We start from the raw sequence: 16,804 nt of genomic DNA, 5'->3' as shown, positions 1-16,804 counted from the left end.
AGAAAAAAGCAGCTAGAAGAACTAAAGGAAAGTAGGTGTGAGACATGGCTACGATTCAACAATCTATGAGCCTTTATGATGGTGTGACAGGGCCATTAAAACAAATGCAGCAAGCCATGGCACTTACACTCAATGCTTTTGAAAGTATGCAAAATAGCATTGAACAAAATGTTGCTATAGATTTTGGTACACATGAGATCGAACTTGCAAGAAGTGCTGTTAACCAACTTGGTGCTGAGATGAGAGAAATACAGGTACAGCAAGACCGTATGACTCAGAATCAGGATGAATTTACCCAATCAGTCCGGCGCAGTGAAAGTAGGATGAACAGATTAGGCAGTGCTACCATTGCAGTGAATCAAGGTCTTGAATTAATACAGCGTGTAGGTAATGGCATCAATATATTTATGAATTATAACGATGAATCTATGATGATTAATTCAAGAATTGGTATGATGAATGATGGGTTAATAAAGCATTATGAGTTGCAGAAGAAAATTCTTCAGATGGCTAATGATACTCGTAGTGGTTATGCAGAGACTGTAGATATGATGAGTAAATTAACTATGTCAGGCGCTTTTGATAGTACAAAAGGGGTTATGGATTTTACAGAGCAAATTAATAAAGCTATTCGTATCAGTGGTGGTACTGAGGAAATGAATAAATCAGCTATGCTACAGTTATCACAAGCATTAGGTAGTGGGGTTTTACAAGGAGATGAATTACGTTCTTTAAGTGAAAATGCACCTTACTTAATGAAAGTTTTAGCAGATGGTTTAGGCGTAGCAAGAGGTGAATTAAAAGGTATGGGGGCAGATGGTGAGCTAACAACAGATGTAATCATACAGGCCTTTGAAAATCAAAAAAATGTCATTAATAGCACTTTTGAAAACATCCCTAGAACATGGGGAGATGTCACAACCAGATTAGGCAATAGTTGGACAAACTTTTTACATTATCTTGCTAATGATCAGGGGACAGGTATTCTAAATCCTTTGATTAATCAATTCTATGCATTTGCTGAGTGGTTAGATACGCCACAAGGCATGAGCTTTTTACTTATGATAGCAACTGTTATTGAATGGATAACAAATGGATTGGTATTTATGGGGAATGTTGCAGGGAGTGTAGCATCCCTATTTATAGAAAACTGGGATTTCGTTAGTATGATGTTGTTAGGAGCAAGTATGATTATAGGGAGTATGCTATTGCCGAAATTATGGGCAATGGTACCAGCATTAATAGCACAAGCTGGTGCGTGGATTATAATGAATTATCCTATATTAATGGTGATCGGTAGCGTAATATTGTTTATGACTATGTTGCATAGTATGGGTGTAACAACAGAACAAATTATAGGAACAGTTACAGGGATATTCTTTGGGCTCTACGCATTCCTTTACAACTTAGTTGCTGACATCTGGAATTTATTTGCTGTATTTGGTGAGTTTCTTGGGAACTTTTGTAATGATCCTTTAGCAGCAACTGTTAGATTATTTATAGGCTTTGCAGACACAGTATTAGGTATTTTAGAGAGTATAGCAAATGCTATGGATGCACTTTTTGGCTCTAGCATGGCTGATACACTAGCAGGGTGGAGAAGCAATATGCAATCATGGGCTGATGACACCTTCGGAGAACAAACAGTTACTATAGAACGTATGGAAAGGCTTGATGTAGCGGATAATTTTAATAAAGGTTATGACTTTGGTGTGGATTTATCAAATGGAGCAATACAAATCTTTGAAGACCTTACAACATCTATGAATAGTATGGGCTTTGAAGGTGGACATATTGATTCAGTTGGAAGCATTGAAGATACAGTAGATGTATCCAATGAAGACCTTGAAATTATGCGCGAACTTGCTGAAATGGAATCTATCCAGAACTTTGTTACACTAACTCCGAAAGTTAATATCAAAACAGGGCCAGTAAGTAAAGAGGTAGATATTGATGAAATTTTAAGACGTATAGAGAAATCCATAGAGGAAGAAATGGAAGCAAGTACAAAGGAGGTGTATGGAATTGGCTAAAATCTATTTAAGTTTCAATAATCAAGCAGAAGCCTTCGAGTTTCCGGTATTACCAGAAGAAGTTGAAGTTAAGGAAAAAGGAAATAATAAAAGCCACATACTTCAAAATATAGGTGAAGTAACAATAATTAATAAGGTTAAGGCATACACCTTAACTTTAAAAGGTCTTTTCCCTATGGAGAATGGGCCATATGTAACAAGCAAATATTTATTAAAACCAGCAGTATATGTTGAAAAAATAAAAAGATGGAGAGACACTGGCAAACCTGTAAGACTTGTGATTACAGGTACCAGTGTCGATTTATCTTGGGCTTGTACCATTGAAGACTTTAGCTATAAAGAAAAAGCTGGTGCTGTCGGTGATATTGAATACACCATAAGTTTTAAGGAGTATAGATGGTTTAAGGTTAAAAAGGTTGAAATAGTTAATGAATCTAAAACCAATCAAGCGTCTGTTACAAAAACAGAACAAAGACCGGTAGAAAAAGAGATTCCTAAGACTTATACAGTACAAAAAGGAGATACTTTATGTAGTATAGCTAAAAAGTGCTTAGGGGATAGTGGCAAATATAAGGACATTGCGAAGAAGAACAATATATCAAATCCTAATGTAATTTATCCAGGTCAGGTGTTAACATTATGACGACTCAATTACTTATTGATAATAGACAAGGCAGTATTTTTGAAGTTCCACACGGGAAGGTTATTTATAAGACTTCAAGAAAAGGAAGAGCAGGAAGCTTAGAATTTGATTATATAGGCGGAGATGTTTTTACCCATAAAATCACTATAAATAATGGTGATGTTGTATTGTTTAAAGTCAATGAAGTCGCTCTATTTTATGGTTATGTTTTTAAGGTAAGTGACGAAGAGGAAAAGAAAATCCTTGCTTATGACCAAATGAGGTATCTGAAAAATAAAGATAGCTTTGGTATGGCCAATAAGACTGCAGATGAGATTGTAAAACTTATTGCAAAGGTTAATCAGATAAAATTAGGCAAGGTTGCCTCTACAGGTTATGTCATTCCTAAGACCATAGCAGACAATAAAGAGTACTTTGATGCGATCTATGGAGCATTAGAGAAAACACTCCTAGCAACGGGTAGAACTTATTTTCTTCAAGACAATGTAGGTGCTATGGAACTTCTTGATATAGCAGATACAAAGCTTGACCTTGTTATAGACGGCGATACACTCCTATTGGATTATGAGTCTATTAAAGATATTGATTCAGATACTTATAATCGGGTTAAGCTGATACAAGACGGGGTAGAAGGCGAAGTTGTAGTAGAAGACAAAATAACTCAGGCGCGTTGGGGGAGATTGCAGTATCATGATGTGCTTGATAAAGAATTGAATAAGGCACAAGTCGTGGAGCAAGCGCAGGCCCTATTAAAGCTTAAAAATCGTGAGAAAAAATCGCTTAAACTAGAGTGTCTAGGTGATATAAGATGTAAAGCAGGTTATAGTCCATATGTTTCTATTCCAGAAGAAAACATAGAGGGCTATTTTTTAATTAACTCAGCAGTACATACATTTACAGATCAAGAACACACAATGAGTTTAGAAATGGTGGTGATATAAATGAGTCTATTTGAAAAGATGCAAAGAACTGCAAAGCATCAATATGAAGGGATGGGGATTAGACTTTTTACATGTAAAGTGACAGGTATAAATCCTCTAAAGGTCAAAATTAATGAAAATCTAGAATTAACAGAGGAGTTACTTATATTCCCAGAAAGTCTTCAAGAAAGAGTTCTTCAAGTAAAAGACTATAAAACGACAGCAAGTAGTGGTGGGGATATATGTAGTGGGAGCTCTTTAACGGAAGTTATCCGTACTTGTATTCTTCAACCTAAGATAAAGATAGGTGATAGGCTTATTGTAAGTGCGGCAGGTGAAGAATATGTTGTTTTGGATAAGGTAGGTGATCCTAATGCCACAATCTCTTATACCGCAGAGTAATTTACTTGATCTTAGTACAGAGCAACCATTTGAACATATGCCTTCTAAAACTTTTTATATAGATTTTGAAAGTAAGAAAATATTAGGAACGATAGATGATAAGAAGGCTATGGAACAAAGTATCTACCTTGTATTAAAAACAGGAAGATACAATCATCTTATTTTCAGTTGGAATTATGGTGAAGAAATGAATAAGTTGGTAGGTAAGCCTAAAGATTTAGCAAGAGTAGAGTTACCAAGATTACTAAATGAGTGCTTATTAGTAGATGACAGGATATCAACACTAGAGGATGTTGCCATAACTGATATTGAAGAGGGGCTTTACGTAAGCTTTACTGCAGTAACTGTACATGGAGATATCCGGATAGAAAGTGAGGTGAAAATATGACCTTTGAAGAATTGATTAAGAGTGCTTTAGAAAAAGTGCCTAATGATATGGACAAAAGAGAAGGAAGTCTCATGCATATGGCGTTAGCACCCGCTTGTTTCGAATTGGCTCAAGTCTACATGCAACTTGCGTATATGGCAGATAGAACCTATGTTGATACAAGTACAGGAGAAGATTTAGATAAATGCTGTGCAGATATGGGCATTTATAGAAAACAAGCTACTCAAGCAATCAGAAAAGGTGTTTTTAATGTAGAAGTACCAATAGGCAGTAGATTTGGTCTAGAAGATGCAACTTATTGTGTAGTAGAAAAGATAAAAGACTTTGAGTATAAGCTTGAATGTGAACAACTAGGAAGAATAGGCAACCTATACAGTGGTAATTTACTACCTATTTCTTATATAAAAGGTCTTACAACAGCAGAGTTAAAAGATATTCTGATAGCAGGTGAAGATTTAGAATCAGATGATCGTTTAAGAGAGCGATTTTACTTAAATGTTCGTATGCCTGCTACTTCTGGGAATGTTCATCATTATAAAATATGGGCAACAGAAGTTGAAGGTGTAGGCGATGCTAAAATATTTCCTTTATGGGATGGACCAGGGACGGTGAAGGTACTTATTACAGATACAGACAAACTTCCCGCTGACAGAGGCTTGATAGATAAAGTGGCTTTACATATAGAAAAGGTAAGACCTATAGGTGCAAGTGTATCAGTAGTCGCACCAACGCCTAAGAACATTGATATTAATGTAACCTTAGAGATAGGAACAGATGTATTGCTAGAGAGTGTTAAACAGAATGTAAAGGTAAAGATACAAGAGTATTTTAAAAGCATTACTTTTAAGAAAAATATTATCTCGTATGCTATTATAGGAAGTTTAATTCTAGATGTAGATGGAGTTATAGATTATACCCATTTAAAGCTTAATAATACTCAGGCCAACATAAGGTTAACAGAAGAAGAAATACCTGCTATAGGAAATATAGTAGTGGAGGTGTAGTATGAACCTAAAGCAAATTTACAATTTTGTTGCCAGGTTAAATAAACGAGATAAACCTTACATAATTGCAGATGAACAAATTACATTAGAGGCTGGTAAGTGGGAAGGTTTTTTGGAGCATGATCATGTTCTAGAAAAAACTATAGAAATTTATACGTTGCCTAATAAGGAAGGGGAACGTGTACTAGCTTATACCTTAGAGAAAAAAGAAGAGGTTTGGAAGACTTATCTTAAAGTATTTAGTCAATCTGATGTCTTATACATTACCTATGAGACTTATGGAGATATGGTAGAAGCTGAAGATATTAATAAATTGCAAGGTGCAGCTTACTACTTAGAAAATCTTATAGATCATGTAAAGAATAAGCTAAATTTTCATCATGGGGATAAGGTAAGTCATATTACAGGTAATGAAAGAGAAAGCTGGAATAGTAGAGCCTTTCAAAGGGATTTAGATATAACAAATGAAAACTTACGAACTACGAATGAAAATTTAGAAGCTACTAATCAGAATCTAGGATTAGCACAGCAAGAAATACTGAATCATAAAAATACAAAGGATAACCCACATGCTGTAAATAAACATCAGATTGGACTTGGAAATGTAGAAGATATCCAACAAGCTTCTAAAGCTGAGTTTATTTTACATAAAGAAGATTTGAGTAACCCACATCAAGTCACTAAAACTCAAGTAGGTTTAGGAAGCGTAGACAACATTCAACAGGCCTCTAAGGCTGAGTTTAATGCACATGATCAAGATACAGCAAGGCATTTGACTTCTACAGAGAGAGCTAACTGGAATGACAAGTATACACGCAATGAAATAGATAATAAATTGGCTGCTTTGGAAATGAACATAGATTGGAAAGAATCAGTTGACACCTTTGCAGATATTGCAACGACTTATCCAGAGCCTCAAGATGGTTGGACAGTTAATGTGAATGACACAGACTATACATATAGGTTTAATGGCACGAAGTGGATTGCTGTTAGTGCGAATGCTATTCCTAAAGCTACAAGCCAGATAGATGGACTTATGGCTAAAGAGGATAAGAATACTCTAGATGATATGAATAGTAAAAAACACACCCATAGCAATAAGGGGATTATAGATGCACTAACACAAACAGTGATTAATAATTGGAATGCAGCTTATACACATCTATCAGATGCCATTAAACATATAACTGCAGCTGAAAGAAATTTATGGAATACAGTATCCAATAAAGTAGATAAGGTAAGTGGAAAAGGATTAAGTACTGAAGATTATACAACAGCTGAAAAAAGTAAGTTATCTGGTATAGAGGCTAATGCTAATAGATATGTACATCCTAATGATGCTAACACGCGTCATGTTACAGATACGGAAAAAGCTACATGGAATGGAAAAGCCAATGCTTCCCATGGTAATCATATTCCTGCAACTCAAACAGTTAACAATAAGAAATTCCTAAGGTGTGATAATACCTGGCAAGATGTAACACCAGGTAATATAGGTGCAGCAGCACTAGAACATGATCATGATAGTAGATATTATACAGAAACGGAGGCTAATGCTAAGTTTGTCTCAAAAGAGGATTTAGGTGCTGCTGGTTATGGTGATATGACTAAGGCCGTATATGACACTAATGGCAATGGAGTAGTAGATAAAGCTGAATCTGTAGCGTGGACAGGTGTTACTGGTAGGCCTTCTTCATTACCAGCAAATGGTGGAAATGCTGATACCGTAGATAATTTACACGCTTCTAGCTTTACAAGGGTACATTCAGGTTCAGTAAACTTGGGTGGGAATAATAATGAAATTACAACGACACAGTTTATTAACTTACTCACTAACTTAGGAGCTTTTCAACAGCCACACTGGATTGCTAGAGGTAGTTGGAGTTATGCTTCGAATCAGATTATAACTGATTCTGGATTTGGAAAGATTCATTTAGCAGGTTGCATAGTAGAAGTGCTTGGAACATCCACAGCCTATACAATTAGAATTCTTACGCCTACAACATCAAGTGGAGGGAGTGCACTTACTCTTAATTCGGAATTTGTTTATATCAATAATGGAAGTAGTTATTCACCAGGATGGAGAAAAATTTGGACAAGTAATAATGATGGGGCAGGTTCAGGGATGGACGCTGATTTGCTTGATGGTAAACACGCAAGTGATTTTTTGCCCAGAATAGGACTTACTTGGAATGATTTGAAGGGGGTGTAATGGATGGGTTATGGCCAAAACTTATATGGAGAATCCTCCTATGGATCATCTCAAGAAAGTACACATGATGAAATCATAGAAGTTGACTTAATGAAGTATCTACCTACCTATTGGTATGAAATTGAGCAAATGAAAGTTCTTCAAGAGATTTTAGGAATGAACGTAGCTGAGGTAATAGCTTTTAAACAAGATTTATTTAATCAGATGTTTATTGAAACAGCTACTTGGGGGCTATCAAGGTGGGAGAAAATATTGGGTTTACCTACTGAAATAGAAAAGAATTATGAATTCAGAAGAGAACGCATTAAATCTAAGATTAGAGGTTCAGGAACAACAACTAAACAAATGATTGTAAATCTAGCCAGTGCCTTTTCAAATGGAGAGGTAGAAGTGATAGAGTACCCTAACGAATATAGATTTGTGGTTAAATTTGTAGGTATAAAAGGTGTCCCTGCTAATATGAAGGATTTAACAAGTGCAATAGAAGAAGTAAAACCTGCACATCTAGCCTTTACTTTTGAATACACCTATAACTATTGGAATAATCTAAAAGCCTACACTTGGTCAGCTTTATCAATACATACATGGGATAAAGTTAAGGTTATATAGAAAGGAGCAATGTAATGAAAAATACTACAAATTATGGGTTGAAGAAACCTGATGGTACAGATGCAGTGGATATTGCTATTATCAATGAAAATATGGATAACATAGATACAACAATGAAAAATAATGAAAAACAAATTAATGCTCTAGCTGGGCAGATTGAAAATATAGATGTTTCAAGTGACGTTAGACAGGTTATTAATGAGAAAGTTAATTCTGATCCATCTAAACCACTTAATACTTTAATTAATGAATGGCTTAATTCAGCTAAAACAGCTATTTTAGAGAAAATAAGTACTCTGACAACCCATGTTACAAGTCAGCATACAGCTACTAAACATCATGTGAGTACTGAGTTAAGTGGAACTAATAGACATATTACAGATAGTTTAACTGGTACAAATAACCATGTAACAGCTTGTAAGGATAATATCAAGGATCATGTTACTGCATCCATAGCAAACGTTTCTGAGAAAAAATATACTATTAGCAAACATTCGTTATTGCAGACTATCTATGACGGACCCATTAATAAAATATCGGGTAACTGGACTTATTTAGGTAAGTTTGTAGCTAAACGTTCAGGTACTGTTGTACTTTATTTTAATATTCGTCAAGGAGTGACAGGAACATCAAAGATAGCAGTACATTCACCGTTCTCGTTGTTACCTTTAGATGGGTCACAATATCAGGGAGTAAGTACACCAACTTTAGATTCTACAATGATTGGATTTCCCGTCAATACCGCAAACCCCAACTTTGGCGAGGGTAGAAAATTAGTATATGAATATGGTGCATCACGTGATTCTAATTTAAATCAAGGTACGTTCTGTAGTGTTTATTTGTTTGCTGGACAAGAGTTACATTTCCACTCTTGGGTAATAGATAATGCACAAATTTCAATTTTTGGTGTGGAGGAAATTCTATGACAATATATTTAAGTGGTGATGTTGTTGTTTGGGCACACCCTGATGACACATTCAAAGAACATGAAGAGTATAGGGATGATGAAAACTGTGTTACTACCAATGGTGTGACCTATGGTGAATCCCCCAATGATGGTTATGAGTACCAATTAACTTATAATAGGGCACAAAATGAGTTTTCATGGTGTAAGTTAGGCAAAAGACCTGATGATTTAAAATTAATTATACCGATTATTCACTCAAACACTGAGGCTACTGCGAGTGATAACTTACTTAATATGGAATTGAGTACAGATACTAATACTAAAGTCGAGAGTGTCGAGAGTGATTCAATTCTTATTATGGAGTTGCTTATGGCGGTGGATGAAAAACTAGACCTGATATTAAATCCCAAATAGAATTTATATAAATAAAATAATTTAAAGGAGGTATCACAATGATTGATACAGCACAATATCCAGTACAAGTAAGAGCAAATGCAAGATTAGTAGATGCAGGAAGAAAGAAAGTAGAAAAGTGTCCAGCTGCACAACAAACAGAGATTTGTGTAGTACTAGTTGCTGATTATGAATGGCAGTTAGAAGGAATAGGGGAAAAAGTTATTCCAGAAAAGTATCAAGAAGAAGTCAAAAAGGAACTTGGATTAGTAGGATAAAACAATGATATGTTATATAATAAATATTATTGACTAAGGATGTGATTTGATGAGAAATATTAAAAGTAAAATATTATTATTAGTACTAAATAGTATATTATTTATGACGATCTTACTATCTGAATATGTATATACTTCATACTACCCACAAGTTTCTTGGCATGAAAATTCAGGAACTCAATTTTTGGTAATAGTAATGATTTCGGTCCCAATGCTTTTAGTGTTAAGCATTATATATTATTTTGTAGGGAAAAAAGGAGTAGTTAAAGGACTTAACAAGAACTTGCCCCTTTTAGCTCTGTTGGTATTTATGTTACCAATATTATTAGATGGTAGTTTGTCTTTTGTTTTAATAACAATAGGAACTATACTTGGTGCTATATTAACACTAATATCCATATGGAGTGTAGTGAAAAGTATAATAAGTAAAGAAAATAATTAGATTAAAGATATAACGTATGAAAATAAACACAGAATTTAGAGCATCTCATTTGAGGTGCTCTTTTTAGTGCCTAAACACATAAAATAAGGAGAGAAAAGATGAATATTGAAAGAGTTTTTGAGATATTAATAGCTTTTATTGCAGCGGTATTTACATTTTTGTTTGGGGTAGCAGATAAGCTTATTTTATTTCTATTGCTGTTATCGGCAGTTGATTTTTATATGGGATTAAGAAAGGCCTATAGAGGTAAAAGTGATAAAACTAAAAATGGTAGATTGAGCTCCAGAGCAGCAGCTGAAGGATTAGAGAAAAAAGGAAATATGTTTATGGTTTTGATTGTGGCCAATGTATGTGACCAGATGTTTAATACGGGTGGAATGATTCGAACAGCAACACTTTGGTTTTATATTACAACAGAGGGGATTTCTATTATTGAAAATGCGGCGCTACTAGGTTTGAAAATTCCTAAGGTTTTAGTAGATATTTTAGAAGTAAAAAATAGATTAGCAGATGAAGGAAAGGTAAATGAAAATGAGTGATTTAACAAAACAATGTAGAGATATAAAACAATTATCAGCACAGGCTCAAAAGGCTTGTGCTCTTTTTATGGAAGAATGCCAAAGACAAAAATTAAATGTGCTCATAGTAGAGACATTAAGAACAAAAGAAAGACAGTACTATTTAGCATGCCAAGGTAGAACAGTATCACAAGCAAAAGCTATGGGCATACCTGTAACATTTGCTGAGAAATATGCTAATCCATCACAGAAGCAAGTTACTTGGACTTTAGATAGTAATCATTTAGGTGGTATGGCTTTTGACTTCTGTAAGAATGTAAAAGGGCAAGAGTATAGTGATAAAGTATTCTTTAATAAATGTGGAAAGATCGTATCTGATTTAGGGTTAGAATGGGGTGGAGCATTTGGAGATTCACCACATGTTCAAGTGCCTAAAGGTTGGAAAGAACCAGTGATAAAAGAAGATCCAGAACTAAAAAAGGCAGTAACTAAAATCATTGATAGTGGTGTGCAGATAAATGATGCAAGCTGGAATAGGCTAGACAGGATTAATTTAAAGAACGTACCAGCGTTGCTGAGTAAGTTGGGTGGAATAGATAGGCTTATGAAAGAAAACGTCATATCAGATGCTACACTTTGGAATACAGGCAAGTATAACGTGAATCATGTAAGAAGTCTTTTAATTAAATATGCTGGTAGATTGTAAGGTAGGGCTTAGACTCTACCTTTTATTTTTTTGCTTAATAGAGCTATATTAATAGAATTAAAAATTCATGAAGTCATGAAAAAAGGAGCAGTGTATAAACTGCTCCTTTGACATAAAACGTTTAGTTCCCCCAGAAAGAGCGAGTTATTAGAGAATGAAAAGATAGAATAACTCAACTCAATAACTCGCAAGTTGATAATATCATGTATGCAGATAAATATAAAATATATGCTATAAAATGTTGAAATGATGAAACGAATAACAAGTGTAGATGGGGAAATGGAAAATTTGAATTTGTTATGAAAAATTATAGATAAAAATATAAATTCTGCTAATATATTATTATATGATCATTAGGATTAGTAATCCGTATAGCAATGAGATAGCGCCATATTCTCACTTGGGGACCTAAAACTACAAGAGCTGCCCGATTACTGGCGTAAGTAATCTGCTATCTCAAATATTAAAACCAGTGTAAGTCCTTAATGCTCGCAAGAAATTATAAGCTACATGTGCCGTAGTCGACTTAAGGTAAGGTTCTATTTTTTGTCATTTATAGATGTTGCTATTTAACAGCAATTAAAATAAAAGTCACTTTTTTAATAGAAGCTGGATTTTGTAGTTAATAGACCTATATCTACAGCAACAATAAGTGAGTATGCAAAAAAAGAGTAGCCACATCTGGAAAGACTACTCTTTTTGTACTTTATTTTACTACATTATTTGGCATAATAAGCTATCGGGATTCATAAGAAATTAAAAAATACGAAGTGTTTTGTAGTATTTTAAAACGGTTGAATAGCTTGTTAGTTAAATGCTACCATAGAATAAGGTGAGAAAGGGATAACGTGGTGTAAAACATATAAATATTATAATGAATAACAAAAAAGAGTAGCCTTTGGGGAGACTACTCTTTTTGTTACTAATCATTAAAAGGCAACAAGCTATTGTGGCTCATGGAAAAGACAACGTGTAGTATACTGAATTTTGATGTTATTCAATAGCTTGTTAGCTAAATGCTATCATAGAATGAAAAACTAAAATATAATTCGGTGTAAACAGTAAAGATATTGTAGTAAACAACAAAAAAAGTAGCCATGAAAGGCTACCTTTTTGCAGCATCTCGAAAACTAAAAATAACATGAATTAAAGACAAAAATAAGATATAATGATACAAGATAAAAAGCAACTGACTATTAAAAGTAGAACGCTTTTTATGGATTAAATAGAATACTGTTTTAAGAGATTTTAGTTCAATATTGATTTGTTATTTAAATGCTACTCTATATAAATATTTTCTAAAACTCTTTTAAAATACTGACAAAATTATTTAATACTAGTATAATTATATAAAATTACGTCATAATTATCCTCAAAAGGTAAATTTTTATAAGGAGATAGAATGTGAAAAAGCGATCATACTACAGATATAAGAAACTTTTAATATATAAAAGGAGAACTCGGAAAGTATATAAAAAGCGAGCAAAAATGAGATCTAAAAAGCCATTAACTATTAGGAATAATTCTATAAGCGATATCTTTTTTTTACAAGAAAATAATTTTACTCAAAAAAGCAGAGGACTGAACAATAGAATAGCAACTATTTATATACCCAAAGTATTTAGTATTACTAGTAATCCGGATGAAACTTTAAATGTATTACAACGGATTGTTTTCTTGAATAAAAAACCTAATATTAAAGAAATACATATTAAACATATTAATTGCAAGGAAATAGGAATCGCTGCATCAACAATAATGGATACGATAATACTAGAATTAGAGTCAAGTAGAAAGAAGAGTAGGAATCCCGTTGATTTTAAAGGTACTGTTGAAGGGGCTGATGATAGAATTAAGGCTTTGTTAGAGGCTAGTGGAATAGTTAAACATTTAGGATTCAACTTACCAACTAGAGAAAATATAGTAACATTAGATTTATTAAAAGGAAGCCACTCGGATTCTGCTAGAGCAGCTACTAAAATTACAGACTATTTTGTTGAGTGTCTAGAACAAAATAATTTTACATTAGAAATGGAAGGCTATAGTTTGGTGAGTAATTTTTTAGGTGAAATCCTAGATAATTGCAGTAAACATGCAAAAATACAAATTCGTAAATTGAATGAAGAATATTTAAGATGGTATGCATTAGGACATTATTACCATCACGAAGAAGGATATGGAGAATGTCATCTAGTTATATTTAATTATGGAAAGACAATATATCAAGGGTTACAAGATACAACAGATGAATATGTTAATGAAATATTGGAGAAAATTACAAATGCTCATAGTAATAATATAGAAAGAGGAAATAGTACAAAAGAGTCTATTTGGACATTGGTAGCATTGCAAGAAGGAATTAGCAGATTAAAACATCAAGATAAGACACATGGTACAGGAACCATAACTTTACTAGAAGCTTTTAAGTCTATTTCAGGAAATAGAATTGGTGAACAAGCAATTATGAGTATTACTTCTGGATCGACTCAAATTATATTAAATAATAAGTATTCATTAGGTAAAGAAAAAAATGAAATTCTTGGGCAAGGCTTTAAAAGTATTGCATTTAATAAAGAAAATAGTTTATTAGAAAAACCTGATAGTGAGAACATAAGGGTGTTGAAAAATTTTTTCCCAGGAACAATTATAGAAATGAAATTTCCATTAGATGAAAAATATATAAAAAAAATTAAAGAAGATAAAAAATAAGAACATATGTTGATTTAATTAGCATATGTTTTAATAAGATAATTTGAAAGAGAGTGTAAAGTATGAGCCTAAATAATCAAAAAATAATAAAATTAGACAAAATGTTAAAAGAGGGTTCAAAAATTTTATCAGGAAGAGATGAGGGTAAGATAGCTAGACAAAAAGCAAATCTTGATCAATTAGATACTAGTAATAACATTATCAATATAGAAATAAGTGAGAAAATATATAGTATAAATCCTTCATTTTTCTTAGGGATGTTTAGTTTGAGTTACCAAAAATTAGGAGAAGATAAGTTTAGAGAAAAGTATAAATTTATATGTAATAATATCATTAGAAGAAATATTGAAGAAGGTATAGCTAGAGCTAAAAAGGAATTTGATAAATAATTAAGAGGAATATTTATGAGTATAACTATTGAGTTATTGCAAGAGACAGGACTAGATGTTTATACAATTTTAGATTTAATTATAGCATTTTTAAATATATGTGTTATAGTATATATTTTTACAAATGATAAAGTGCGTTACAAGAAGGAATATGAAGCTACTGTTAGACAATATTGGATGCGTAAATTACTATTAGAAGAAAATTATGATAAAATATTACATTTTTATGATGAAAATATAAAGGTACTAAAGAATGCTGGTAAGTCTAAGAAAGCTATTAGAAAGCAAATAGATAGATTAAGCACGTTAAATTATGAGTTTTATACAGGTGTATGTAAGATGATTGAAATAATAGATCCAGAATTAGAAAAAAAAATTAGAATAAATACAGAAAATTTAAGAGATGAGCTTACGGAGGCTATTGTGGATGGCAGTTCTAGTGAAGCCATTAATAAAATCTACGAATCTAAAAATGAAGTAATTACATATATATATCATAAAGATATTGGGAATTCACCATATATGAATAAAAGAAAAACTTGACTAAGGAGATACATCATAAATTAAATAGAAGCAATAAGAAAGTGAAAAAATTTATTGGCGAGGGCAGGCTTAGGCTTGCCTTTATTTTTTATTTAAGATAGTTTGTCAAGTTAAGTGCGACATTCATTGAGCTCTCTTAAGAAGACCTCGTTAGGTGTCTTATATCCTAGACATTTTTGAGGTCTATTATTAATTTTAGCCACTATCTTATTTAAATGATCTTGAGTTGTCCCACTAAAGTTATATTTCTTAGAATAAAATTCACGAATGAGGCCATTTGTTCCTCTTTGCCATGATGCATAAGGATCTGCAAAGTAGACTTCAGTATTTAAAGTATTTTCCAACTTTCTATACCCTGCAAATTCTTCCCCTCTATCAACAGTTAAAGTTTTTACAAGTTTACGTGGAAAGTGCCGTAGTACTTAAAGGTTTGAGATTGTCTATTAGGCATAAGTTTTGCTACATAGATGATAAGAGGATTGTGAGAATATTTTCCTTTAGGGCCATAATGTTGTCTCCTTAAAGCATAGGATTCTTGTACAATGGCAGCATTATATTTATGATTCATTTTATTACGAGAAACTTCTCTTGATATAGTAGAAACATTTCTACTAAGATGATTGGCTATTTTCCTAAGACTCCAACCTAATTCAATAAAATTTGCTATACAGCAACGTAATATGTTGATAGCTCATATATTTATGTCCTTTAAAGTGATTTTGTGGTGAGTTTACTTTAACATAAGCGTAACTATATAGGCTATTTTTATTGTTTTGAAAGTGTTGCACTTAAAATGTTAATTTATCATACATAAAAAAGTAAGGCAACATGCGATGAAGTAATATAGGGGGTGCATGTTGCCTTGATAGATGTATGGAATGTATAATATTATAACACATTATAAAATCGAACTTGAAAACATAACATATGTTATGTTTTAATATGTGTGGGGATAAAGGGTTACATAATAGATATTCAAGGAGTAAAGAAGTACTATCAAGGGGTAAAGAGATCAGTTGAGGGACTGGTCTCTTTTTTGTATTTAATTAAAATATGATACGAATAATAAAAAATAGATGAGATATACTATTCTTATAGTTTGCCCACAAAATATAAGGATGTGGGCAAATGTGTGGGATGAATATTATAAAAGTTTTAAAAATCAAAGGTCAAATATAAAGTTCTAAGATGAAGCACGTCATGGGTGTGCTTTCAAAGGATTATTAGACCGTTATTTCAGCTAGGAGGATTACAATGACAAAAGTAAAATGTAGTGTATCAAACTGTTCCTACAATAAAGATCATGTATGCTATGCAGAACGTGTAGCAATTGGCGGACAAGCAGCGGTTGTAGATGAAGCAACTTGTTGTGGTACTTTTTTAAATGAAGATGCTTATAGTAATTTAGCAGAACATACTGCTTACAAATCAGCTTGTAAAGCTGTAAGTTGTACTGTTGCAACTTGTGTACATCATAAAAATGATCAATGCATGTTAGATTGTATTGCTGTAGAAGGTTCAGGAAATGCAGCCGCATACGTGGAAACATGTTGTTCAAGTTTTAAAGCTCAATAAAGTCAGTAAAAAGGTATTCTTTAAGCTAAGCTTGCTAACTTAAGGAATACCTTTTATACTATAATAATAGGCTTATTTAAAATAAAGTATAAAATACCGTTTTAAGGAATATACTAAAAGGGGAGTTTATAAG

19 protein-coding genes and 2 pseudogenes are annotated in these 16,804 nt (G+C 32.9%); 18 read left to right on the top strand and 3 right to left on the bottom strand.

Translation table 11 applies throughout. From position 1 onward, the window contains the following. Positions 1-44: 44 nt before the first annotated feature. The 17 genes from BN2390_RS14265 (at position 45) to BN2390_RS14185 (ending at position 15,096) form a co-directional block, all read left to right on the top strand. On the top strand, positions 45-2,033 hold the full coding sequence (locus BN2390_RS14265; protein WP_053984996.1) for a tape measure protein: 1,989 nt from the start codon (positions 45-47) through the stop codon (positions 2,031-2,033). Beyond that, entirely contained in the window at positions 2,026-2,676 is a 651-nt protein-coding gene (locus BN2390_RS14260) for a LysM peptidoglycan-binding domain-containing protein (RefSeq protein ID WP_198524917.1), read from the top strand. Before BN2390_RS14265 ends, BN2390_RS14260 begins: the two co-directional genes overlap by 8 nt. Next, complete coding sequence (locus tag BN2390_RS14255; protein ID WP_053984994.1) at positions 2,673-3,617, top strand: XkdQ/YqbQ family protein; 945 nt, start codon at positions 2,673-2,675, stop codon at positions 3,615-3,617. Before BN2390_RS14260 ends, BN2390_RS14255 begins: the two co-directional genes overlap by 4 nt. Beyond that, positions 3,618-3,998, top strand: a complete 381-nt coding sequence (locus tag BN2390_RS14250; RefSeq protein WP_053984993.1) for a DUF2577 family protein — start codon at positions 3,618-3,620, stop codon at positions 3,996-3,998. Then, positions 3,970-4,386, top strand: coding sequence for a DUF2634 domain-containing protein (locus tag BN2390_RS14245; RefSeq protein WP_053984992.1), 417 nt, complete (start codon positions 3,970-3,972; stop codon positions 4,384-4,386). The genes BN2390_RS14250 and BN2390_RS14245 overlap by 29 nt, the downstream gene beginning before the upstream one ends. Then, complete coding sequence (locus BN2390_RS14240) at positions 4,383-5,390, top strand: baseplate J/gp47 family protein (protein WP_053984991.1); 1,008 nt, start codon at positions 4,383-4,385, stop codon at positions 5,388-5,390. The genes BN2390_RS14245 and BN2390_RS14240 overlap by 4 nt, the downstream gene beginning before the upstream one ends. Before the next feature lies 1 nt (position 5,391). Next, positions 5,392-7,602, top strand: a complete 2,211-nt coding sequence (locus BN2390_RS14235; protein ID WP_053984990.1) for a hypothetical protein — start codon at positions 5,392-5,394, stop codon at positions 7,600-7,602. 3 nt (positions 7,603-7,605) lie between these two features. Beyond that, positions 7,606-8,211, top strand: coding sequence for a YmfQ family protein (locus BN2390_RS14230; RefSeq protein WP_053984989.1), 606 nt, complete (start codon positions 7,606-7,608; stop codon positions 8,209-8,211). 14 nt (positions 8,212-8,225) lie between these two features. Beyond that, positions 8,226-9,137, top strand: coding sequence for a hypothetical protein (locus BN2390_RS14225; protein ID WP_053984988.1), 912 nt, complete (start codon positions 8,226-8,228; stop codon positions 9,135-9,137). Further along, positions 9,134-9,532, top strand: coding sequence for a hypothetical protein (locus BN2390_RS14220; protein WP_053984987.1), 399 nt, complete (start codon positions 9,134-9,136; stop codon positions 9,530-9,532). Before BN2390_RS14225 ends, BN2390_RS14220 begins: the two co-directional genes overlap by 4 nt. A gap of 38 nt (positions 9,533-9,570) precedes the next feature. Continuing rightward, positions 9,571-9,789, top strand: a complete 219-nt coding sequence (locus BN2390_RS14215; protein WP_053984986.1) for a hypothetical protein — start codon at positions 9,571-9,573, stop codon at positions 9,787-9,789. A 49-nt stretch (positions 9,790-9,838) separates the two neighbouring features. Further along, the gene (locus BN2390_RS14210) at positions 9,839-10,231 is read left to right on the top strand and encodes a hypothetical protein (RefSeq protein WP_053984985.1); all 393 of its coding nucleotides are present in this window, start codon (positions 9,839-9,841) and stop codon (positions 10,229-10,231) included. Positions 10,232-10,329: 98 nt separating this feature from the next. After that, complete coding sequence (locus BN2390_RS14205; RefSeq protein WP_053984984.1) at positions 10,330-10,770, top strand: phage holin family protein; 441 nt, start codon at positions 10,330-10,332, stop codon at positions 10,768-10,770. Beyond that, complete coding sequence (locus BN2390_RS14200) at positions 10,763-11,455, top strand: M15 family metallopeptidase (protein WP_082238926.1); 693 nt, start codon at positions 10,763-10,765, stop codon at positions 11,453-11,455. The genes BN2390_RS14205 and BN2390_RS14200 overlap by 8 nt, the downstream gene beginning before the upstream one ends. 1,404 nt (positions 11,456-12,859) lie before the next feature. Then, entirely contained in the window at positions 12,860-14,164 is a 1,305-nt protein-coding gene (locus BN2390_RS14195) for a hypothetical protein (RefSeq protein ID WP_053984982.1), read from the top strand. A 62-nt stretch (positions 14,165-14,226) separates the two neighbouring features. Beyond that, complete coding sequence (locus tag BN2390_RS14190) at positions 14,227-14,553, top strand: hypothetical protein (RefSeq protein ID WP_053984981.1); 327 nt, start codon at positions 14,227-14,229, stop codon at positions 14,551-14,553. 15 nt (positions 14,554-14,568) lie between these two features. Further along, positions 14,569-15,096 carry a hypothetical protein gene (locus BN2390_RS14185; protein ID WP_053984980.1) on the top strand — a complete coding sequence of 176 codons (528 nt, stop codon included), beginning with the start codon at positions 14,569-14,571 and terminating at the stop codon, positions 15,094-15,096. 110 nt (positions 15,097-15,206) lie between these two features. On the opposite strand, the pseudogene BN2390_RS14180 reads toward BN2390_RS14185, so the two are convergent. From BN2390_RS14180 to BN2390_RS22420, 3 genes and pseudogenes are all read right to left on the bottom strand, one after another. Next, a pseudogene (locus BN2390_RS14180) lies at positions 15,207-15,455 on the bottom strand (transposase); the annotation flags it as partial. A gap of 32 nt (positions 15,456-15,487) precedes the next feature. Continuing rightward, positions 15,488-15,664 (bottom strand): hypothetical protein, encoded by a 177-nt coding sequence (locus tag BN2390_RS22135; RefSeq protein WP_242847679.1) that lies wholly within the window; start codon positions 15,662-15,664, stop codon positions 15,488-15,490. 15 nt (positions 15,665-15,679) lie between these two features. Continuing rightward, a pseudogene (locus tag BN2390_RS22420) lies at positions 15,680-15,763 on the bottom strand (helix-turn-helix domain-containing protein); the annotation flags it as partial. A 587-nt stretch (positions 15,764-16,350) separates the two neighbouring features. Between BN2390_RS22420 and BN2390_RS14175 the strand changes: the two are divergent. Continuing rightward, on the top strand, positions 16,351-16,671 hold the full coding sequence (locus tag BN2390_RS14175) for a DUF1540 domain-containing protein (protein WP_053984978.1): 321 nt from the start codon (positions 16,351-16,353) through the stop codon (positions 16,669-16,671). Positions 16,672-16,804: the final 133 nt, after the last annotated feature.

This window comes from Niameybacter massiliensis, assembly GCF_001282685.1.
Lineage (GTDB): Bacteria > Bacillota > Clostridia > Lachnospirales > Cellulosilyticaceae > Holtiella > Holtiella tumoricola.
Note: the sequence above shows the minus strand (reverse complement) of the source record. Positions and strands in the feature narration are given on the sequence as shown.